This is a genomic window from Gardnerella bivia, from assembly GCF_049262715.1.
In the GTDB taxonomy this organism is placed as follows: Bacteria; Actinomycetota; Actinomycetes; order Actinomycetales; family Bifidobacteriaceae; genus Bifidobacterium; species Bifidobacterium vaginale_A.
On record NZ_CP058399.1, the window covers coordinates 968,048 to 986,161 of the forward strand.

16 protein-coding genes and 1 tRNA gene are annotated in these 18,114 nt (G+C 38.7%); 8 read left to right on the plus strand and 9 right to left on the minus strand.

Annotated elements, in window-relative coordinates:
- Positions 1-25 precede the first annotated feature (25 nt).
- Both HXT27_RS03850 and HXT27_RS03855 read left to right on the plus strand, forming a co-directional pair.
- On the plus strand, positions 26-658 hold the full coding sequence (locus tag HXT27_RS03850) for an ECF transporter S component (RefSeq protein ID WP_369803149.1): 633 nt from the start codon (positions 26-28) through the stop codon (positions 656-658).
- Positions 659-752: 94 nt separating this feature from the next.
- A tRNA-Ile gene (locus HXT27_RS03855) sits at positions 753-826 on the plus strand.
- 223 nt (positions 827-1,049) lie between these two features.
- On the opposite strand, the gene HXT27_RS03860 is transcribed toward HXT27_RS03855, so the two are convergent.
- Together HXT27_RS03860 and HXT27_RS03865 are read right to left on the minus strand one after the other, a co-directional pair.
- The gene (locus HXT27_RS03860) at positions 1,050-1,946 is read right to left on the minus strand and encodes a carbohydrate kinase family protein (RefSeq protein ID WP_075523061.1); all 897 of its coding nucleotides are present in this window, start codon (positions 1,944-1,946) and stop codon (positions 1,050-1,052) included.
- Between the two features lie 148 nt (positions 1,947-2,094).
- Entirely contained in the window at positions 2,095-3,681 is a 1,587-nt protein-coding gene (locus tag HXT27_RS03865; protein ID WP_103042904.1) for an aminopeptidase P family protein, read from the minus strand.
- 512 nt (positions 3,682-4,193) lie between these two features.
- Between HXT27_RS03865 and HXT27_RS03870 the strand changes: the two genes are divergently transcribed.
- A complete protein-coding gene (locus tag HXT27_RS03870; protein WP_075523113.1) occupies positions 4,194-5,666 on the plus strand; it encodes a bifunctional folylpolyglutamate synthase/dihydrofolate synthase in 1,473 nt (490 codons plus the stop codon).
- Positions 5,667-5,818: 152 nt separating this feature from the next.
- On the opposite strand, the gene HXT27_RS03875 is transcribed toward HXT27_RS03870, so the two are convergent.
- The 6 genes from HXT27_RS03875 to HXT27_RS03900 all read right to left on the minus strand — a co-directional run bounded on the left by HXT27_RS03875 (position 5,819) and on the right by HXT27_RS03900 (position 12,162).
- Positions 5,819-7,765 (minus strand): UDP-N-acetylmuramoyl-L-alanyl-D-glutamate--2,6-diaminopimelate ligase, encoded by a 1,947-nt coding sequence (locus HXT27_RS03875; RefSeq protein ID WP_103042905.1) that lies wholly within the window; start codon positions 7,763-7,765, stop codon positions 5,819-5,821.
- A gap of 106 nt (positions 7,766-7,871) precedes the next feature.
- Positions 7,872-8,651 (minus strand): exonuclease domain-containing protein, encoded by a 780-nt coding sequence (locus tag HXT27_RS03880; RefSeq protein WP_075523064.1) that lies wholly within the window; start codon positions 8,649-8,651, stop codon positions 7,872-7,874.
- Positions 8,652-8,761: 110 nt separating this feature from the next.
- On the minus strand, positions 8,762-8,836 hold the full coding sequence (locus HXT27_RS03885; RefSeq protein WP_369803150.1) for a 50S ribosomal protein bL37: 75 nt from the start codon (positions 8,834-8,836) through the stop codon (positions 8,762-8,764).
- A gap of 93 nt (positions 8,837-8,929) precedes the next feature.
- Positions 8,930-9,430, minus strand: a complete 501-nt coding sequence (gene ybaK / locus HXT27_RS03890; protein ID WP_075523065.1) for a Cys-tRNA(Pro) deacylase — start codon at positions 9,428-9,430, stop codon at positions 8,930-8,932.
- A gap of 265 nt (positions 9,431-9,695) precedes the next feature.
- Complete coding sequence (gap, locus tag HXT27_RS03895) at positions 9,696-10,751, minus strand: type I glyceraldehyde-3-phosphate dehydrogenase (protein WP_103042906.1); 1,056 nt, start codon at positions 10,749-10,751, stop codon at positions 9,696-9,698.
- A gap of 613 nt (positions 10,752-11,364) precedes the next feature.
- Entirely contained in the window at positions 11,365-12,162 is a 798-nt protein-coding gene (locus HXT27_RS03900; RefSeq protein ID WP_075523067.1) for a thiamine diphosphokinase, read from the minus strand.
- Between the two features lie 333 nt (positions 12,163-12,495).
- On the opposite strand from HXT27_RS03900, the gene infC reads away from it, so the two are divergent.
- The 3 genes from infC (at position 12,496) to rplT (ending at position 13,826) form a co-directional block, all read left to right on the plus strand.
- On the plus strand, positions 12,496-13,206 hold the full coding sequence (infC, locus tag HXT27_RS03905) for a translation initiation factor IF-3 (protein ID WP_082266212.1): 711 nt from the start codon (positions 12,496-12,498) through the stop codon (positions 13,204-13,206).
- The gene (gene rpmI / locus HXT27_RS03910; protein WP_075523069.1) at positions 13,187-13,381 is read left to right on the plus strand and encodes a 50S ribosomal protein L35; all 195 of its coding nucleotides are present in this window, start codon (positions 13,187-13,189) and stop codon (positions 13,379-13,381) included. The genes infC and rpmI overlap by 20 nt, the downstream gene beginning before the upstream one ends.
- A 61-nt stretch (positions 13,382-13,442) precedes the next feature.
- Positions 13,443-13,826, plus strand: a complete 384-nt coding sequence (rplT, locus tag HXT27_RS03915; RefSeq protein ID WP_103042907.1) for a 50S ribosomal protein L20 — start codon at positions 13,443-13,445, stop codon at positions 13,824-13,826.
- 195 nt (positions 13,827-14,021) lie between these two features.
- Here the strand turns inward: rplT and xerD are convergent, their stop codons facing one another.
- Complete coding sequence (gene xerD / locus HXT27_RS03920; RefSeq protein ID WP_103042909.1) at positions 14,022-14,981, minus strand: site-specific tyrosine recombinase XerD; 960 nt, start codon at positions 14,979-14,981, stop codon at positions 14,022-14,024.
- Positions 14,982-15,081: 100 nt separating this feature from the next.
- On the opposite strand from xerD, the gene HXT27_RS03925 reads away from it, so the two are divergent.
- Positions 15,082-15,921, plus strand: coding sequence for a ParA family protein (locus tag HXT27_RS03925; RefSeq protein WP_075523073.1), 840 nt, complete (start codon positions 15,082-15,084; stop codon positions 15,919-15,921).
- 203 nt (positions 15,922-16,124) lie between these two features.
- Complete coding sequence (gene typA, locus HXT27_RS03930) at positions 16,125-18,047, plus strand: translational GTPase TypA (protein WP_075523074.1); 1,923 nt, start codon at positions 16,125-16,127, stop codon at positions 18,045-18,047.
- Positions 18,048-18,114: the final 67 nt, after the last annotated feature.

Genomic DNA, 18,114 nt, shown 5'->3' on the forward strand with positions numbered 1-18,114 from the left:
ATCAACAGTTGATGCAAGTAAATCAATGGATAATGCCAATAAATTTGAGCTTCCTTCAATGATTAAAGTTAATAAATTACGTTGGCGCGTAGCAGATATAGCATTAGCTTCTGCTTTAGCTGCTGTTTTTGGTGTGGTCTATTGGGGATTTACTATGTTGTTCTTCTCTCAGATTTCGCCTATCTTGCGAAGTATTGTCCCTGGTTTTGCAAGTATTTTGCATGGTGTTTGGTATATGTCTGGACCCCTCGCTCTTATTTTAATTCGTAAGCCTGGCGCTGCAATTTATGTGAATGTTATTGGAACTATGTTCGAGAATATTCTTGGACAGCAATATTCATCTTTTATTGTTCTTCTTTCTGCAGCTTTGCAAGCGATTTTTAGCGAGATTCCTTTCTTGCTTACTAAATATCGCAAATATAACATTAATTTGAGTATTTCGTCTGGTGTTTTAACTTCTATTGAATATGGTATTTATTTAATATTTGTTTTTTATCAAGGTCGAGGATCTAATTATTATACTGTTCACATGATTTGTGAGATTATTAGCGGTTTTGTGATTGCTGGTGTTCTTCCTTGGGTTTTGTATTTTGCTATACGTAAGACTGGTGCTTTAGATAATTTTGCATCTTCTCGTTATATTGTTACTGAAAGATGATTTAACGCTGCCGGTTTTAACATTTTCGACTCACTGAGATTTGGAAACGTTTATGGGTGTGTGCTAATCTAGTCGTTGCTGAGTTTATCAGCGTGGGGCTTTAGCTCAGTCGGTTAGAGCAGCGGACTCATAATCCGCCGGTCCAGGGTTCAAGCCCCTGAGGCCCCACAAATAAAAGTAAAGCTTCAACTCGTTTGATTGATATCTTGCAAGTTGAAGCTTTTTATTTTTTATTTTTTGCCTATAGCACTTGTTTTTGTTTTTTTATCTTATTTATTTTATTCGCTATTTTTTATTTTTAACATTTTCGCGAATCTATGCCACTTTATGCAAATGCTCGTGAACATCATGATTCACGAGCATTCACACTTGTTTTTTTAATCGTAAATTTTTACAAACCTGATTCAGAAAGGTAGTCTGTTATATTTTCAGGATACTTTGGCCACGCTCCAGCTTGAGTGCATACATAAGCTGCAGTGTTTATTGCATTGCGATGAGCTTGCTCAACAGAGTCACCTAATAATATTCTTGCCGTAAAAGTACCGGAGAATGAATCGCCTGCTCCAACAGTATCGTTTACATCAACGTGAGGTGTTGGGAATGTTGAATTCTCGCCTGTTTTTGTTGTAATAGTGCTGAATGTAGATCCACCTGTCAAAATAACATAATCTAATCCGTAGCGCGTTTGGAACCACTTGCAAGCTTCATTATCTGAAGTTTCACGAATGTTGAACATATCTCTTAGCAAAAGAAGTTCTGAATCATTTAGTTTAAATACAGTAGCTTCTTTAAGGAGCGCTTCAATCAAATCTTTTGAATAGTGGTCACTACGAATGTTAATGTCAAAGAACTTCATTGCTTCTGGTTTAGCATGTTTTAGAAGTTCTAACACAGTGTCGTGTGTTTCTTGAGATCTTAATCCAAGCGTTCCAAAGCATATAGCATCTGCTTTCGATACCAATTCAACTAATTCATTAGTGTAAACAATGTGATCCCATGCAACATTTCTAACTATTGTGTATTCAGGTATGCCATTTCTAAGTGCTACGTTTACTGTGCTAGTTGGCCAAGCATTTTTTTGTATGATGTTCTTAATTCCGGCTTTTTTAACTTCTTCAATAAGTTCGTTGCCGAGGTCGTCTTCTCCAACTGCGCTAATAACATAACTTTCAGCTCCATTTGCTTGAGCATGATAAGCAAAGTTCGCAGGCGCTCCGCCAACTCGTTTCCCTTGGGGGAGTAAGTCCCAAAGTAGCTCTCCAAGTGAAATGACAATTGGCTTAGACATAGATTTCCTTTCAAATACGCTAATTTTTATAATTTTTATAGTTGTTAATGCGCATTTTTGAATTTTATGATGCGCAAATGTTATAAACAGATTTGTAAATTGTCATAACATTATAATTATGGTGTATACGTGCGATAAAACAAAACTTCTATTTTTTGAATATATCATTTTTAGCACTTTGCTCAGCCATCCAAGCTTCAACATCATCAATTTGCTTAGGAATATCTATTGAAAGCCATTCTGGTCCGTTTTCAGTCATCAAAACGTCATCTTCAATACGAATTCCGATTCCTCTCATTTCTTCAGGAAGCATCAAATCGTTTGTTGCGAAGTATAATCCTGGCTCAATAGTGAAGATCATTCCAGGAGTTAATGGAGCGCCTTGGTAAGCTTCGTAGCGAGCTTGAGCGCAATCGTGCACATCTAATCCTAAATGATGCGCTACTCCGCATGCATGCCAACGGCGATGTTGCTGTCCTTCAGGAGAAAGAGATTCTTCTACGCTAACTTTCAAAATACCCCAGTCATGCAAGTGCTCAGCTAATACGCGCATGCATGCATGGTGAATACTTGAATAAGTTGCTCCTGGCTTAGCTGCTTCAAAACCGGCTTGTTGAGCGTCAAGCACACATTGGTAAAGCTTTTTTTGCAAGTCAGAGAATTTACCATTAGTTGGGAAAGTGCGTGTTATATCAGCAGTGTAAAGGCTGTTTACTTCAACTCCAGCGTCAATTAAGAGAAGTTCTCCGTTAGAAACAACGCCAGTATTTCGCATCCAATGTAAGATTGGAGCATGCTTACCTGAAGCAACGATTGTGTCATATCCGACTTCGTTTCCACATTCTCGCGCTACAGAGTTAAATGCGCCTTCAATCATGCGCTCAGAATTTTCTTTATCAAGTGCATTAGGTAAGCGTGTGAGCATTCTATCAAAGCCAAGCTTTGTAGCTGCAATTGCCTTACGCATTTCACGAATCTCATACTCATCTTTAAGCATTCGAGCTTCTGCTGCAACTTCATGTAGTTTATCGTCAGAAGAAATATTTTCATCTTCATTTGTAAAACCGCTTGCTGCACGTAGTGCATCAACGTGTGATGTTAAGTTTTCATCAGCTTCGCGAATAATACGTACTTTCACGTTTTCTTTTGCGCTCATATTTTTAGAAAGAGCGTCATCTAGTTCAGCAATATCTCTAGTTTCAATTCCAGTCATCGCTTTAAGTTCTTTCAAACCTGCGCGAGGACCAACCCAATATTCTCCGTAATGAGGATCCTTATAGAATGCAGAAGTGCTGTTGTCTGCGCGAGGTGCAACGAAAAGCTGGCAAGTATGTGTTTTTCCAGATTTTTCTTCTTCGCTACCTTTTTTAACTGGCTCCATTACGAGTACTGCTCCAGCCTCATAATCTTGACCTAAGCCAGTGTAGTATGCAAAAGTTGTGTCTGGGCGGAATGCGTAATCGCAATCGTTGTTGCGTACTTTGTGCTGTCCTGCTGGAATAACAAGACGCTCGCCAATAAACCTTTTACCTAGTGATTCGCGGCGTGCAAGTGTATATTTTGAAGATTCAAGTGGCTTTATTTCTTGTTCCTGATTGTCCCAGCAACTTGTCATGAAATCTTTGAAGGAATCGCTATTTGGGCGAAGAGAACGATTGTTCACTCTGTCTTCGACTTTCTGTGTTCCGTCAGCATTTAATTTCTCACCATGTTCAGTTGGCTTGTTCTCAGCCATTTCTTGCTCCTTGAATCTTGTTTTATTATTTTTTGATCTTTAGATTATTAAGATTTGAATTTTTGTTTCGTTGTTCTTATTAAGAAAAGTCAATAATTACTAACATAGTATGATTTACGACTTTTTTCGACTTAACTTAGATTATTTTCAAAGATTTTATATGTAATTTACAAATATAGGTGAGTATAGATTTATAGAATTCTCATATTTATCTCTGCTGAGCTGTTTTCAACGTGCGCGATGAAAGTGGAACTAAAAATCTAATTCAGGGCGAAAATCTTAAATCTATGCCTAAATAGTGTCTATGCGCTAACAGGAAAATAAATGTGTGAAAACTTTTAAATCTTTTCTTAACTGATAGTAAAGTATATTTTGTAAATAATCTTGGTAAGAATCTTCGTTTTGTAATCTTATTCATAATGCTGAATTTTTTTATTCTTTTAGTTGTTGGTATCAACTAATCTAGTTACATGGAAAATGAGTGATTGTGTTTACTAAATATGGGGGAGATTTTGTCTATAGAAAATCCAAATCGCTATAATGAACGTCTTATAGATGTTGAACGTAATATTATGAGCAGAGCTCCAGAGCATAATAAAACGAACCTTGATCTTGATCGTATGAAGCTTATTTTAGATATTTTAGGTCATCCAGAACAGTCTATGAGAGTTATTCATATTACAGGAACTAACGGTAAAGGCTCTACTGCTCGTATGGCAGAGTCTATTTGCAGAGCTTACGGGTTGCGTACTGGATTATATACTTCTCCTCATTTGCAACGAATAAACGAACGAATAGTGATTGACGGTCAAGAATTGAGTGATGATCAATTTGTTGATGTGTTCGATCAAATGAAAGACATCATAGACATAGTAGATGCGCGAATGGAATCCGCCGGAAAGCCGCGTATGAGTTTCTTCGAAGTTCTAACATCTATGGCTATTTGGGCTTTTGCAGATGCTCCTGTTGACGTTGCTGTTATGGAAGTTGGCATGGGCGGAGAATGGGATGCAACGAATGTTATGAATGCAGATGCTGCAATTATTGGCCCTGTTGATATGGATCACATGCAATGGTTAGGAAATACTGTTGAAGAGATTGCGCGTACTAAAGCTGGAATTATAAAGCCTAATTGCACAGTTATTTTAGGTCCTCAACCTCATGAATCTAAAGTTCTTCCGATTATTCAAGAAGTTGCAGCTAAAAATAACGCAACTTTGCTAAGGGATGCTTCTTATGGTCAAGGGGAGCTTGAAGTAGTTTCGCGCACTCCTGCTGTTGGTGGTCAAATTGCTACTTTACGTACGCCTAATGGCACTTATGAGGATGTTCCGATTGATAAATTTGGAAAGCATCAAGCTCATAATGCTTTGGCAGCTCTTGCTGCATCTGAAGTTGTGCTCCCTGTTAATGGTGCTCTTGAAGGTGATTTAGTTGCTGAAGCTTTAAGTCAGGTTAAAATTCCAGGACGAATTGAGCAGGTTCGTAATTCGCCAACAATCATTATTGATGGTGGTCATAACGTGAATGCTGCTGAAACTTTAAGAGCTACGATTGAAGAAAACTATCATTTTGATAAGCTTGTTGGAATTGTTGCAATGATGGCAGATAAGCAGGTTGAGGAGTACTTAGGCGTACTAGAACCAATATTGTCTAAGATTGTTGTGACTAGCAATTCGTGGCGCGATCGTGTTATGCCTCCTAAAGAATTAGAAAAGATTGCTATAAAAGTATTCGGTAATGATCGTGTGATTCGCGAAGATGAGCTTCCTGATGCTATTCAAACTGCAGTTAATTTAGTTGATGAAAGCGATGAACTTGGTGTTGGGTATGGCTTGGGAGTTCTTATTTGCGGAAGCTTTGCTACAGCAGGTGATGCTCGTACTATGCTTGTAGAGCATATAAATCCAGATTTGTTAAAGACAAAAGCTGAACGAGCAATTCATCCTAATATAGATGAATCTGGGTCTAATCTAGAGTCATGATATTTAATTAGGGTTCAGACAATTAAATGTTTGAACCCTAATTTTTATCAATTTGCTAGCGTTAAGATTTTTGGGGAATAACCCAGATTTTTATGTTTTTCTACTTATTTTGACTAGCGAGTTACTAATTATTTAACTATTTAACTATTTAATTATTTAACTTCAAAAAGCCGTTTTACAATGAAAGAATCACCTTCATAAGGAACATGCTTATTTTGGTGTTTAATCCATCGCTCATCGCCTTTTCCTATTATTAGGATTATGTTTAGTTGATTATCGTTTTGGTTCGAACATTTTCGTGCATCGTAAATACTGTATTCAACTGCATCAGGTCTATCTACAATTATGTGCGATTTTACATTTTGATTTGTTATATATTTTCGCATGTCTTTGCAAATATCCATCGCGTCTTCAGTATCAGTATCTTCAATAGTGAAAACGAATTGGTCAATTCTATCTTGAGCTGCTTCAACAATCTCTTTTCTGCGGTCGTAGGCTTTATTTCCCGCAGATCCTGTTACAAGCGTAATGCGAGGATCATCTTTCCCGTATTTATTTTCTACAAAATCAAGTAATGCTTTCATAGAAATATAATTATGTGCATAATCTACTATTGATATAGTGTTTGATTGAGAGTCTTTGAAATATTCCATTCTTCCAGGTATTTTGATACCTTCGATTGCTTTTAATGCACTCAAATCTGTTTCTTGGTTAATTCCTAATTCTCCTGCAATAGCAATTGCAGCTAGTGCATTTTCGTAATTAAAATCTCCTGCAATTGATAACGTAAAATCGTCAATAGGGCAGTAGTATGTTGTGTCTGTGCTGTCATTGCTGTCTTTACTGTCATTGCTAGTGATTTCGCAATTGTCAACGTGATTGCTATCGTAATCTTCTTCTTGATCATCTTTTATAGCAATGTAATGTTTTTCACTATTTTCTTCAGGTATTGCAATGTAATCAGGAGTAATAAGCTCACTGTAATGCTCAATGTCGCATAATGATGAAGAATCTTCTTTAATATTTTTAGTATCTTTAGTATTGTCGAAATTATTGTTATCGTTTTTGCAAGAGTTTTCTAAGCTTTCTGCTTCCTCGTCTTTCTCGCTAGAATTCTTAGAGTTCTCGTTGTTTTCCTCGTACTCGTCATCCCACACGTCTTCTACTATTTCGTTCTTCTTAATTCGAGCAAAAGTTGTTACATTCACATTATGATTTTTTGCATCTTGTAATAAAAGATCCGCATGATCTGCATCAGCGTTAAGTACTAAGCATTTAGAATTTGCAATAAGCTGACGTTTGCAATACAAGTAATCTTCGAAAGTTGGATGCTCTATTGGACTTATATGATCTGGACTAATGTTTAAGAATGCTCCAACGTTAAAGTGCAATCCGTAGACGCGATCCACTTTGTATGCTTGAGAGGAAACTTCCATCACTAAGTACTGCATACCGTTATCTACAGCTTCACGCATCATTTTGAAAGCGTCAAAACTTTCTGGAGTAGTCAAATCTGATTCAACATATGTTTTACCATCTAAACAATTGTCTACAGAAGAAAATAGTGCAGCTTTTCCATGAGAATATTCGTTAAGAATTGCATGAGTAAAGTATGCAGTAGTTGTTTTTCCTTTAGTTCCTGTAATTCCAACTACAGTAAGTTTTTCTTCAGGATTTCCAAAGAACGCTGCCGAAAGCACGCTCATTGCTTTACGAACATCGTTGACAATTAAGCCAACTGAGTTAGTGTAATTTGCGTAACTTTTCTCAGCAACATACGATACAAGACCTTTAGAATCTGCATCTACAAGATATTCCGATTTAAAATTGCCTTTAATAAATAAAAGTGTTCCATTCTTAATATCGCGTGAGTCATAAGTTGCGTGAGTAAAGCAAGAATCCGCGTCAATATTATCAAAATAATACGGATTTAATGACCATATCTCATTTTTAGAATGAGTGGAATCCTCGTTATTTTCGCAATGCTTAATAGTACAATCTGTTTTTGGTTCTTTGTGTTGAATCATCTCTCGCAATAAACCATGTTTTTGCAGCAGTTCGCTTGCTGCTTTTAAGGATAATTTACTACAGTTACTCACTTTATTCCCTTTTATTCATATCGATGTGTGAATCGTATGCAATAATGATTTTTTAAAATTGCTTATAACTTATAATATTTGCTTTAAAATTAGGATTCTAGGATTCTTATAACCATTCTCCGCGAATTGGCTCTCTACTTCGAGATTCAAGCCATCTATTAAAGCTATCTTTCCATTTGCAATAAGCTTCTCGCTGCCAATCCATCATGTTCACTAAAGTCATATTGCGTACTTGATCATACAATGCGCTCATTGGAGCAATTAAATCAAGAGCTGCAACTGTGTCTGCTGTAGCATCATGAAAATCTCCAATAGGTTCAACTCCATAAAATTGCGAAGCAAGAGTAAGAGTTCGCTTTCCAGAACGTTGAGAAAGTGCGCGATCGATAACAAGAGGATCAACAGTTAATATGTCGTTTTCGCTAAGAGAGCTTATATTGCAAGTTGCTCGATTATTCAAAGATTCAAGATCCCAGCGTTTTAAATCACTACGCAACATTGCAATATCAAACGGAGCATTATATGCAAGCAATGGAATATTTTTTGATTGCGCAATACTCACAGCTTTTGCTAGTAATTCTAACTCTTGAACAGGCTCGCCGCCGTGAGCTTGAAGATATTGATCGCTAAAACCATTTACTTCACTAGCTTTAGGATTCATAGGCTGATGTGGGTTAATAAGCCAAGTAGACACAATATCTGCACTATGCCCTGCTTCAGGATTTCTTAAAACAAGTGTAGCGGAAACAATGGCATCTTTACCAATAATCGCTCCTGTAGTTTCAGTATCAAAGCCAAGAAGCCATGATTTTGAAAGCAAAGTATTCTCATCTTGCTCATTAGATGAGTTTAAAGCATTTAAAAGTTCTTGAATATTAGTTGGCATAGTAACAATATTACAGCAATATGTTTATGGCGCGCGATAACACGATTTTGTTATAACAAAAAAGCTCACGTAAAACGTGAGCTTTGAAGTATTTGTAAGCGAATTACAGCTTAAGCATTTGGTCTTTTGCCGTGATTTGCTGCTTTTTTACGACGCGCTTTGCGCTTACGTCCACGCATGCCCATAATAAACTCCTTAACGATTAAAAGCATAACCTTAGGGATTATCGCACGTTGGCAAGACGTTTAGCGATGATTTGTTTTTACAAGATTTTTCGATTAGGCTGCTATGTCTGCAACAGTCGCGTTTAAAATGCTAACAATATCTTTAGGATTAAGAACTACATCAAGTCCACGCTTTCCGCCTGAAACAAGTATTTCGTCAAATTTCATAACGCTACTATCTAGAACTGTTTCGTGATGAGTTCTCTGCCCAAATGGAGAAATTCCTCCAACTACATATCCGCTTTCTCGTTGAGCTACTTCTGGACTAGTCATACTTGCTTTCTTAGCGTGAACTGCGCTCGCAATCGATTTCATACTTAATCGCCCATTTACTGGCACAATTCCTATTACGCGTTTTTCGCCTGTGTCTACCATTAGAGTTTTGCACACTTGTTCTGCGTTTACTCCAAGTTTTTCAGCTGCTTCTAATCCATATCCGTCTTCCATGTGATCTGAATCGTGTTCATATTCGACTACTCTGAATGTGACTCCTGCTTTTTCTAATTGTGCTATTGCTGGAGTTGATTTCGATGTTTGCTCATGTTTCTTGCTCATTTTATATCCAATATTTGTGTGAATTTTTTACTAGTTCAATACTTAATACTTATTTTTCAGTAATTATTTGTTTAGTAATTATTTGTATTTTACTGTTTAATTTATCGATGTGTAGTAATAAATATTTGGTTTATAACCTAACTATTTTAAATATTTTTTGCAATTAACACTTATGAAAACCCCTTGCGATGAATCACCGCAAGGGGTTTGTTTTTAGCTTAATATATTCGTTTACTTTTACTTTACGAATTCAATTTTTAAAATTTCACTCGGAAATTTCAGCAAAGTAGAGAAGTGTACGAATCATGTTAGCAGTGAAGCCGTATTCGTTATCGTAGAAGGTAACTGTACGAGCCAAAGTTACTCCATCAACAGTGTTTACGTCAGTTTGAGTTGGATCGAACACGCCACCGTGTGTATCTCCGATGATATCGGAAGACACGATATTGTCGGCATTGTATCCGAAGTACTCGCAATGTTCAAAAGCCTTCTTGAATGCTTCGTTGATCTCTTCAGTAGTAGCTGGCTTTTCAAGAACGGTTGTCAACTCTGTAACAGATCCATCTGGAACTTGAATGCGCTGAGCGTGACCTTGGAGCTTTCCGTTTACTTCTGGAACAACCTTGCCGATTGCTTTAGCAGCGCCAGTGGAGTGCTCAATAGTATTGCAAGCTGCAGAACGATTGTTGCGTGGCTTGCTTCCGCGTGGTCCATCGAGAATCATTTGAGTTCCGGTGTATGCGTGGATTGTTGTCATGAATCCAGACTTAATGCCCCAGTTATCTTGCAATAACTTAACCATTGCAGCCATGGAGTTAGTGGTGCAAGAGCCTGCAGACACAATGTTGTCGGTTGGCTTCAAGATTTCGTGGTTAACGCCGAACACAACTGTTGGAGTGGTGTCATCTTTAGCAGGAGCGGAGATGAGTACCTTCTTAGCTCCAGCATTCAAATGAGCTTGAGACTTTTCTGCAGAAGTGTAGAAGCCTGTGCACTCGAGTACAAACTCAACTCCATCGTTCTTAACCCATGGAATGTTATTTGCATCTTTTTCTGCATAAACCTTGTAAGTCTTGCCGTCAACTACGATTGCATCTTCAGTTGATGTTACTTCAACTGGAGTGCCGTCATCATGGCGGAAAGTGCCGTGAGTGCTGTCGTACTTCAACAAGTAGGCAAGCATTGAAGGAGTGGTCAAATCATTGATGGCTGCGACTTCGATGTCACCAGCCTGACCGCCACGAGCTTGAAGCTCAAAAATGCGGCGGAATGCTAAACGACCGATACGACCAAAGCCGTTAATACCAATCTTGACTGTCATGTGGTTCTCCCTTGAGTAAGACCTTTATTGTCACGCCTTGTGCGAGTTTTTCTCGTTGATTACAAGACGCGCTGTAGGCCTTCGTTATATTGAACTAACGTGTTCATTCTAATGTGCGGTATGTACTAGAAATGCTAATGAATGACGTTATTATTGGCACATATAAGCATGTGAATAGTTAGCGTTCACATGATGTGTTTTATGAAAGTTTCATTATAAATTTATGATAATTTTTGTGTAGTTTTTGTTTATTTGCAATTTTTCATAACAATTCTTTATTTGCAACTTTTAGAACAATTCTTGGTATGTATTTTATACTGATTTTTCGAAACTTTTTAGCATATAATTACAAGTTCACTGGAACTCAATGCAAGTTTCAATGTAATTCTCAATACAATTCTCAATACAAGTTCACTGATTATACTAGTAACTTATACGCATAATCAGTTTAGATTATTTCTATATCTCATATACGTGTACAAACCGCTATTTGTTCTTCAGATAGTTCTTCAGATAGTTCTTCAGATAGTTCTTCAGATAGCATTTATTTAATAAACAGTTCATAGACAGTTTATAGAGAATTAGAAAATGAAATGTTGATTAAATCTAGTATTCATTCCTTAGATGTCATTGATTGAGCAGCTGCTGTAGTTGAATCAGTAGGATCTGATTCGCTATCTAAAGGAGTTGCTAACGCTTCAGATATTGAGAAATCAATTGAGCCTAAATCTCCACTAGGTCTTTTAAACCAGCTAACTTGTGGCAGTGGTGCATTGATTGGGAAAGTAACTATTAGAGTACCTTCATGAACGTCTACGTGAGCTAAAGTGTTGTCTATCAATTCGTTACTTAGCCCTTGGACAGCATCTCCAAACATTTTCGCATGTTCAAGTTGATATTTTAATCCTCTTTCATTTACGTCATACGAAACAGGAGTATGTGAAAATACTGATACCATGCGTCCTTCGCCGCCGCATGATTCAGGGAAGTCTAGTGAAGCATTATGTATTGCTGTAACAATCTGACCGTTGCCATATAGGAATCCGATTCCACCTCGTACAGCAAGCCTTACCATAAGTTGAATATTAGAAATAGTGTGATCAACGCGGCCGCCAAGTCCTCCAAAAATATGGAACTCGCGCGCACCTTTTGCCCAACCAACTTTTAATGCTGAAAGCAAATCGGGGTCATCTTTTTCTTCTGGAAGACGCGTTATAGTTGCATCATTAGGGAGTTTTAGTCTTACTGAATCAAAATCTCCTATAAGAGCGTCTACATGTAATCCAAGCTCACATGCGTGATCCCATCCGCCGTCAGCTGCAATTGTTAAAGCTCTATCAGGTATTTGCTCGCGTGTGTGATCGTAATAATCTCCAGCTGCTAATACTACGCAACGTTGTAAAGGTTCCATGCGTTCATAGTCTACCTGTTTTGTTTGCTAGCTCAAGTGTTCTCATATATTTTATTGTGACATTTTTGTTACATTGCTATACAAATGTTGATAGACGCTAACAAAGTTACAGTATTTTTAGCATTTAAATATTGTCTGGGCTGTTAGTATAATGAATATTCGGCTTGAGTAATCAAGAAAGTGGGATTCCCCACCTGGAAGCCGTAGCGGTTTCGGGTTCATGACTTTGGTCATATGAATGCTAATCATAAGCATGTTTTGTATTTAATCAAATATGCGTTTTGATTAGTTACGAATCTGCTATTACTTCTTGGTTTGTATCTCGCTAGATTTATAAGGATTGGAGTCATCATTAGCGACGAACCACGCATTAACGAAGAGATTCGCGTTCCTCAGGTACGTCTTATAGGACCAAAAGGCGAACAAGTTGGGGTTATTGCAACCTCAGTTGCGCTAAATTTGGCTAGGGAAGCGAATCTTGATCTCGTTGAGGTTGCACCTACTGCTAAGCCTCCTGTAGCCAAGCTTATTGACTATGGCAAGTACAAGTACAACGAAAAGATTAAAGCTCGTGAAGCGCGTCGAAATCAGAGCACTGCTGAGATTAAGGAAATTCGTTTCCGTCTTAAGATTGATGATCATGATTTTGAAGTAAAGAAGAGCCACGTACTTCGTTTCTTAAATGGCGGCGATAAGGTAAAAGTTACTATCATGCTGCGTGGCCGAGAACAATCTCGTCCGATTGGTGGCGTGGAGTTGTTACGTAGGCTAGCAGATGAGGTTTCGGAAAGTGGAACAATTGAGTTTGCTCCAAAGCAAGAACTTCGCAATATTGTTATGACTCTTGCACCTAAGGGTAAAAAAGTTCATACGCAATCCGAGCAGCGTCGTCGTGGCGCAGAGTCACGTGCTGAACGTCAGGCTCGTCAGGCCGCACGTCTTGCAGCTAAGCAGGAAATCCAAGCCCAGGCCGCGGCTGCATTAAATTCCGCGCAATCCGATCAACATCATAAGGAGGGCAGCAATGCCGAAGATGAAAACTAATTCCGCAGCGTCCAAGCGCGTTCGCCTTACTGGTACTGGTAAGGTAATGCACGATGGTAGCGCAATGCGCCACAACTTGGAGCATAAGTCTGCTCGCAAGCGTCGTGCTTTGTCTGAAGATAAGGTTTTGGCTCCAGCACAGAGCAAGAAGCTCAAGGGCTTACTTGGTAAGTAAGCATTACTTATATAGCTTGTAATAAGACGCATAAAATATTTTTTAAGAAAGAGGAATACTTATGGCACGAGTAAAACGCGCAGTGAATGCTCACAAGAAGCGTCGCGTTGTTCTTGATAGGGCTTCGGGTTATCGCGGTCAGCGCTCCCGTCTTTACCGCAAGGCAAAGGAACAGCTGCTCCACTCATTTACTTATAACTTCCGTGATCGTAAAGCTCGTAAAGGTGACTTCCGCAAGTTGTGGATTCAGCGTATCAATGCCACTGTCCGCGCTGAAGGCATTACTTACAATCGTTTTATTCAGGGATTGCGTTTAGCTGGCATCGAATTAGATCGTCGTGCTCTTGCTGAGCTTGCAGTTTCTGATATTGAAACTTTCAAGGCTGTTGTTGATGCAGCTAAAGCAGCTTTGCCGGATGATGTAAATGCTCCAGTTGAAGCATGATTTAATCGAGTCGCTCATAAATAAAATTTTTAGCATGCTTAGTATTGCGTATTAGCATTATTAGAATTGTTGGCATTATTAGCATGTTATGTGTAAAATGAGTTGAAGATTTCTTCTCCTTTAAGCCCGTCATTTTGGCGGGCTTTTTCTTTTGTTTTTGGGAAATAACACGAAATAACACGTTATTTTTTTAATTTATCTAGCTCTAGGATGGCTCATCACATATGCTTCAATCAAAGCATCTGGGCTAATATGCGTATAAATTTGCGTTGTTGTAACAGAAGCATGTCCAAGAAGCTCTTGAACAGTGCGTACATCTGCTCCGCCTGCGATCAAATGAGTTGCAAGTGAATGTCGTAAAGTATGAGGATGTAATTGTCTTGAAAGTTTTGCGCGTTCTCCAGCTTCGCTAACTATTAACCATGCTGATTGTCTAGAAAGTTGATTGCCACGTTTATTCAAAAAAATAATTGACAGCTCATGTTTACTTCTAGATGCTAATATTGGGCGAGATTTTTCAAGATATTTACGAAGTGCTCTAATAGCGCATCCGCCAATTGGCACTAAACGTTGTTTAGAACCTTTGCCAGTTAGTTTTACAACTGATTCGTCTAAGTCAAAATCTTCAAATTTTACTCCAACAGCTTCAGAAATTCTCGCTCCTGTAGCATATAAAAACTCTAGTAAAGCGCAATCTCTAAGCGAAATAGCGTCTTGACTGCCGAAGTTTGAAGCAGCATCAATCACTCTATTCACTTCTTCTATGCTAAGTACGTCTGGCAAGTGTTCTGCAAGTTTGGGAGATTTTACGGATTTAGATACATCTACTTGTACATATGAATTAGATAACATAAAACGATGCCATTCATGAATGCTAGAAATCCTTCGAGCAATAGTATGTGAGCCTAATCCAGATTCAGTTAAATATCGCACATAAGATTCAATATCTAGTTGTGAAATGTCATTAACGTTGTTGATATTTCGATTATTTTGTAGCCAATATGTATAATCTTGCAAATCTGAAGTGTATGAATATATTGTTTTCTTTGAAAGTCCTCGCTCTATATCTATATACGCAATAAATCGTTTCAAGTATGTTGTAAAAGACTGTGAGATATTGGTTATGTTATAAGAAGAATCAATATTTGAGCGCATATTTTCAATTATATTACTTATATTCGTTACTTATTTATTACTAAGGCTGAATTAGATAATCCGAGTTTCGTTAAGCATACCTATTGATAGCATGGAAAACATGCCTACTGATTTACTTGGACGTGAATATGAAACTTTTTGCGCGCCTGAACCATTGACTTCTCATGGACCTGCGCGTGTTATTGCTATGTGCAATCAAAAAGGTGGTGTTGGTAAAACTACAAGCTCTATCAACATTGCTGGTGCGTTAAGTCAGTATGGTCGTAAAGTTTTAATAGTTGATTTTGATCCGCAAGGTGCTGCAACTGTTGGTCTTGGAATTAACGCCAATGCTCTTGACAATACTGTTTATACAGCTCTTTTCGATTCTTCTGTAGATGTTCATGATGTGATTCGTCATACTGCAACAGAAAATATCGATGTTATGCCTGCAAATATTGATCTTTCTGCTGCTGAAGTGCAATTGGTTACTGAAGTTGGTCGCGAACAGATTTTAGCTGGCGTTTTACATAAAATTCGCAATGAATATGATGTAATTATTGTCGATTGCCAGCCTTCATTAGGTTTGCTTACTGTCAACGCTCTTACAGCAGCTGATGGCGTTATTATTCCTGTTGCTGCTGAGTTCTTTGCATTGCGCGGAGTTGCATTACTTATGCAATCGATTGAAAAAGTTCAATCTCGTATTAACCCTAATCTGGAAGTTTTTGGCGTGCTTGTAACAATGTATACGCGCACTCTTCACAGTGAGGAAGTATTGCAACGAATTTATGAGGCATTTCAAGGTCGCGTGTTACATTCTGTAATCTCTCGTTCAATTAAGTTGCCTGATTCAACAGTTGCAGCAGTTCCGATCACTATTTTTGCTCCTGAGCATAAAACAGCTAAAGAATATCGTGAAGTTGCACGCGAGTTAATTTCTAAAGGCGTTGTAGCATAGTTTTAGTTTTAAAAACTTGGCTTTATTGTTTCTGTCTAACTTTGTTGTGCAAGCTGTCTGCGCTCGCGAGTAGAATCGGCGAGGTTTGGCAGTTTGACGATTTTGGTTTTGCCAATAACATTATGCAGCTATTTGAGTTATTTTATGCTTTAGTTAGCTGTGTTTGAAAATTACTTAAACGCGAAGAATGGAAGAGGTTTGTGATGACTGTTCGCGGTGATATTCGAAATGTGGCAATTGTGGCTCATGTCGACCACGGTAAAACCACTCTGGTAAACGCCATGCTTCAGCAGTCGCACGTATTTTCTGAGCGCGAGGAAGTTCCAGATCGCGTTATGGATTCCAATGATTTGGAACGCGAAAAGGGTATTACTATTCTTGCTAAGAACACGGCTGTTCAGTACACTGGCCCATTGGCTGAAAAGTATGGTCACCCAGAAGGCATCACTATTAACGTGATTGATACTCCAGGACACGCTGATTTCGGTGGAGAAGTTGAGCGTGGAATTTCTATGGTTGATGGCGTTGTTCTTCTTGTTGACGCTTCTGAAGGCCCACTTCCGCAGACTCGCTTTGTGCTTCGTAAAGCTTTGGAAGCTAAGCTTCCTGTTATTTTGTGCGTAAATAAGGTTGATCGTCCAGATGCTCGTATTGAAGAAGTTGTTGGAGAATCTACTGATTTATTGCTTGGCTTAGCTCAAGATGTTGTTGAAGAAGGAATTGATCTTGATCTCGATGCTTTGCTTGATTTACCAGTGATTTATTGTGCTGCAAAAGCTGGATATGCTTCTGTAAATCAGCCAGAAAATGGAGCTCTTCCAGATAACGATAATTTGGAGCCTTTGTTTGATTCTATTATTTCCAATATTCCTGCTCCGCAATACGATGAAGGCTCTCCTCTTCAGGCTCATGTTGCAAACATTGATTCCTCTGATTTCCTTGGACGTTTGGGCTTAGTGAGAATTTACAACGGAACTTTGGAGAAGGGTAAGACTTACGGTCTTTCCCGCGTTGATGGTTCTATTGAAAACTTCCGTGTTTCCGAGCTTCTTCGCACTCAAGGTTTGGAGCGTACTCCTGTGCCTTCAGCTGGTCCTGGAGATATTGTGGCTGTTGCTGGTGTGAACGATATTATGATTGGCGAAACGATTGTTGATCAAAATGATCCAAAGCCACTTCCATTGATTCATGTTGACGATCCAGCTATTTCTATGACTTTCGGTGTAAATGATTCTCCTCTTGCAGGAACTGAAGGCAAAGATCATAAGCTTACTGCTCGTATGATTAAGGATCGTTTGGATCGAGAGCTAATTGGTAATGTTTCTATTAAAGTTATTCCAACCGATCGTCCAGATACTTGGGAAGTTCAAGGTCGTGGCGAGCTTGCGTTAGCTGTTTTAGCTGAGCAAATGCGCCGTGAAGGATATGAGCTTACAGTTGGTCGTCCTCAGGTTGTTACTAAGACTATTGACGGCACGATTAACGAGCCTATGGAAAGCACAACAATTGACGTTCCAGAAGAATATATGGGTACTGTTACGCAGCTTATGGCTGATCGTAAAGGTCGCATGGATTCTATGAGTAACCACGGTTCTGGCTGGGTTCGTTTGCAATTTACTGTGCCTTCACGCGGACTTATTGGTTTCCGTACAGCTTTGCTTTCTGCTACTCGTGGAACTGGTATTGCAAGTTCTATTTCTGCAGGTTACGCTCCGTGGGCTGGTCAAATTGTTACTCGCCAGAACGGTTCTATGGTTTGCGATCGCAAAGGTGTTGCAACTCCTTATGCTATGCAACGCTTGCAAGCGCGAGGTGTCTTCTTCGTAGATCCGCAAAGCCCAGTTTACGAAGGTCAAATCGTTGGTATTAACAACAAGCCAGACGAGTTGGATGTAAACATTACTCTTGCTAAGCACATGACTAACATGCGTTCTTCAACTGCTGATGTTCTCGAAACTTTGACTCCGCCAATCAAGATGAGTTTGGAAGAGTCGCTTGACTTTGCTAATGAAGACGAGTGTGTTGAAGTTACTCCTGAATCTATTCGTGTACGCAAGATTATTTTGAGTCGTGACGAGTGGTATAAGTGGCGTGCAAAGCAGCGCCGTCAGAATAATGCTGCGTGATTTTATATAGTTTTATTTGGTTTATAAATAAAATGCGCGTAATTTATGTATTGAATTGTAATTTTGC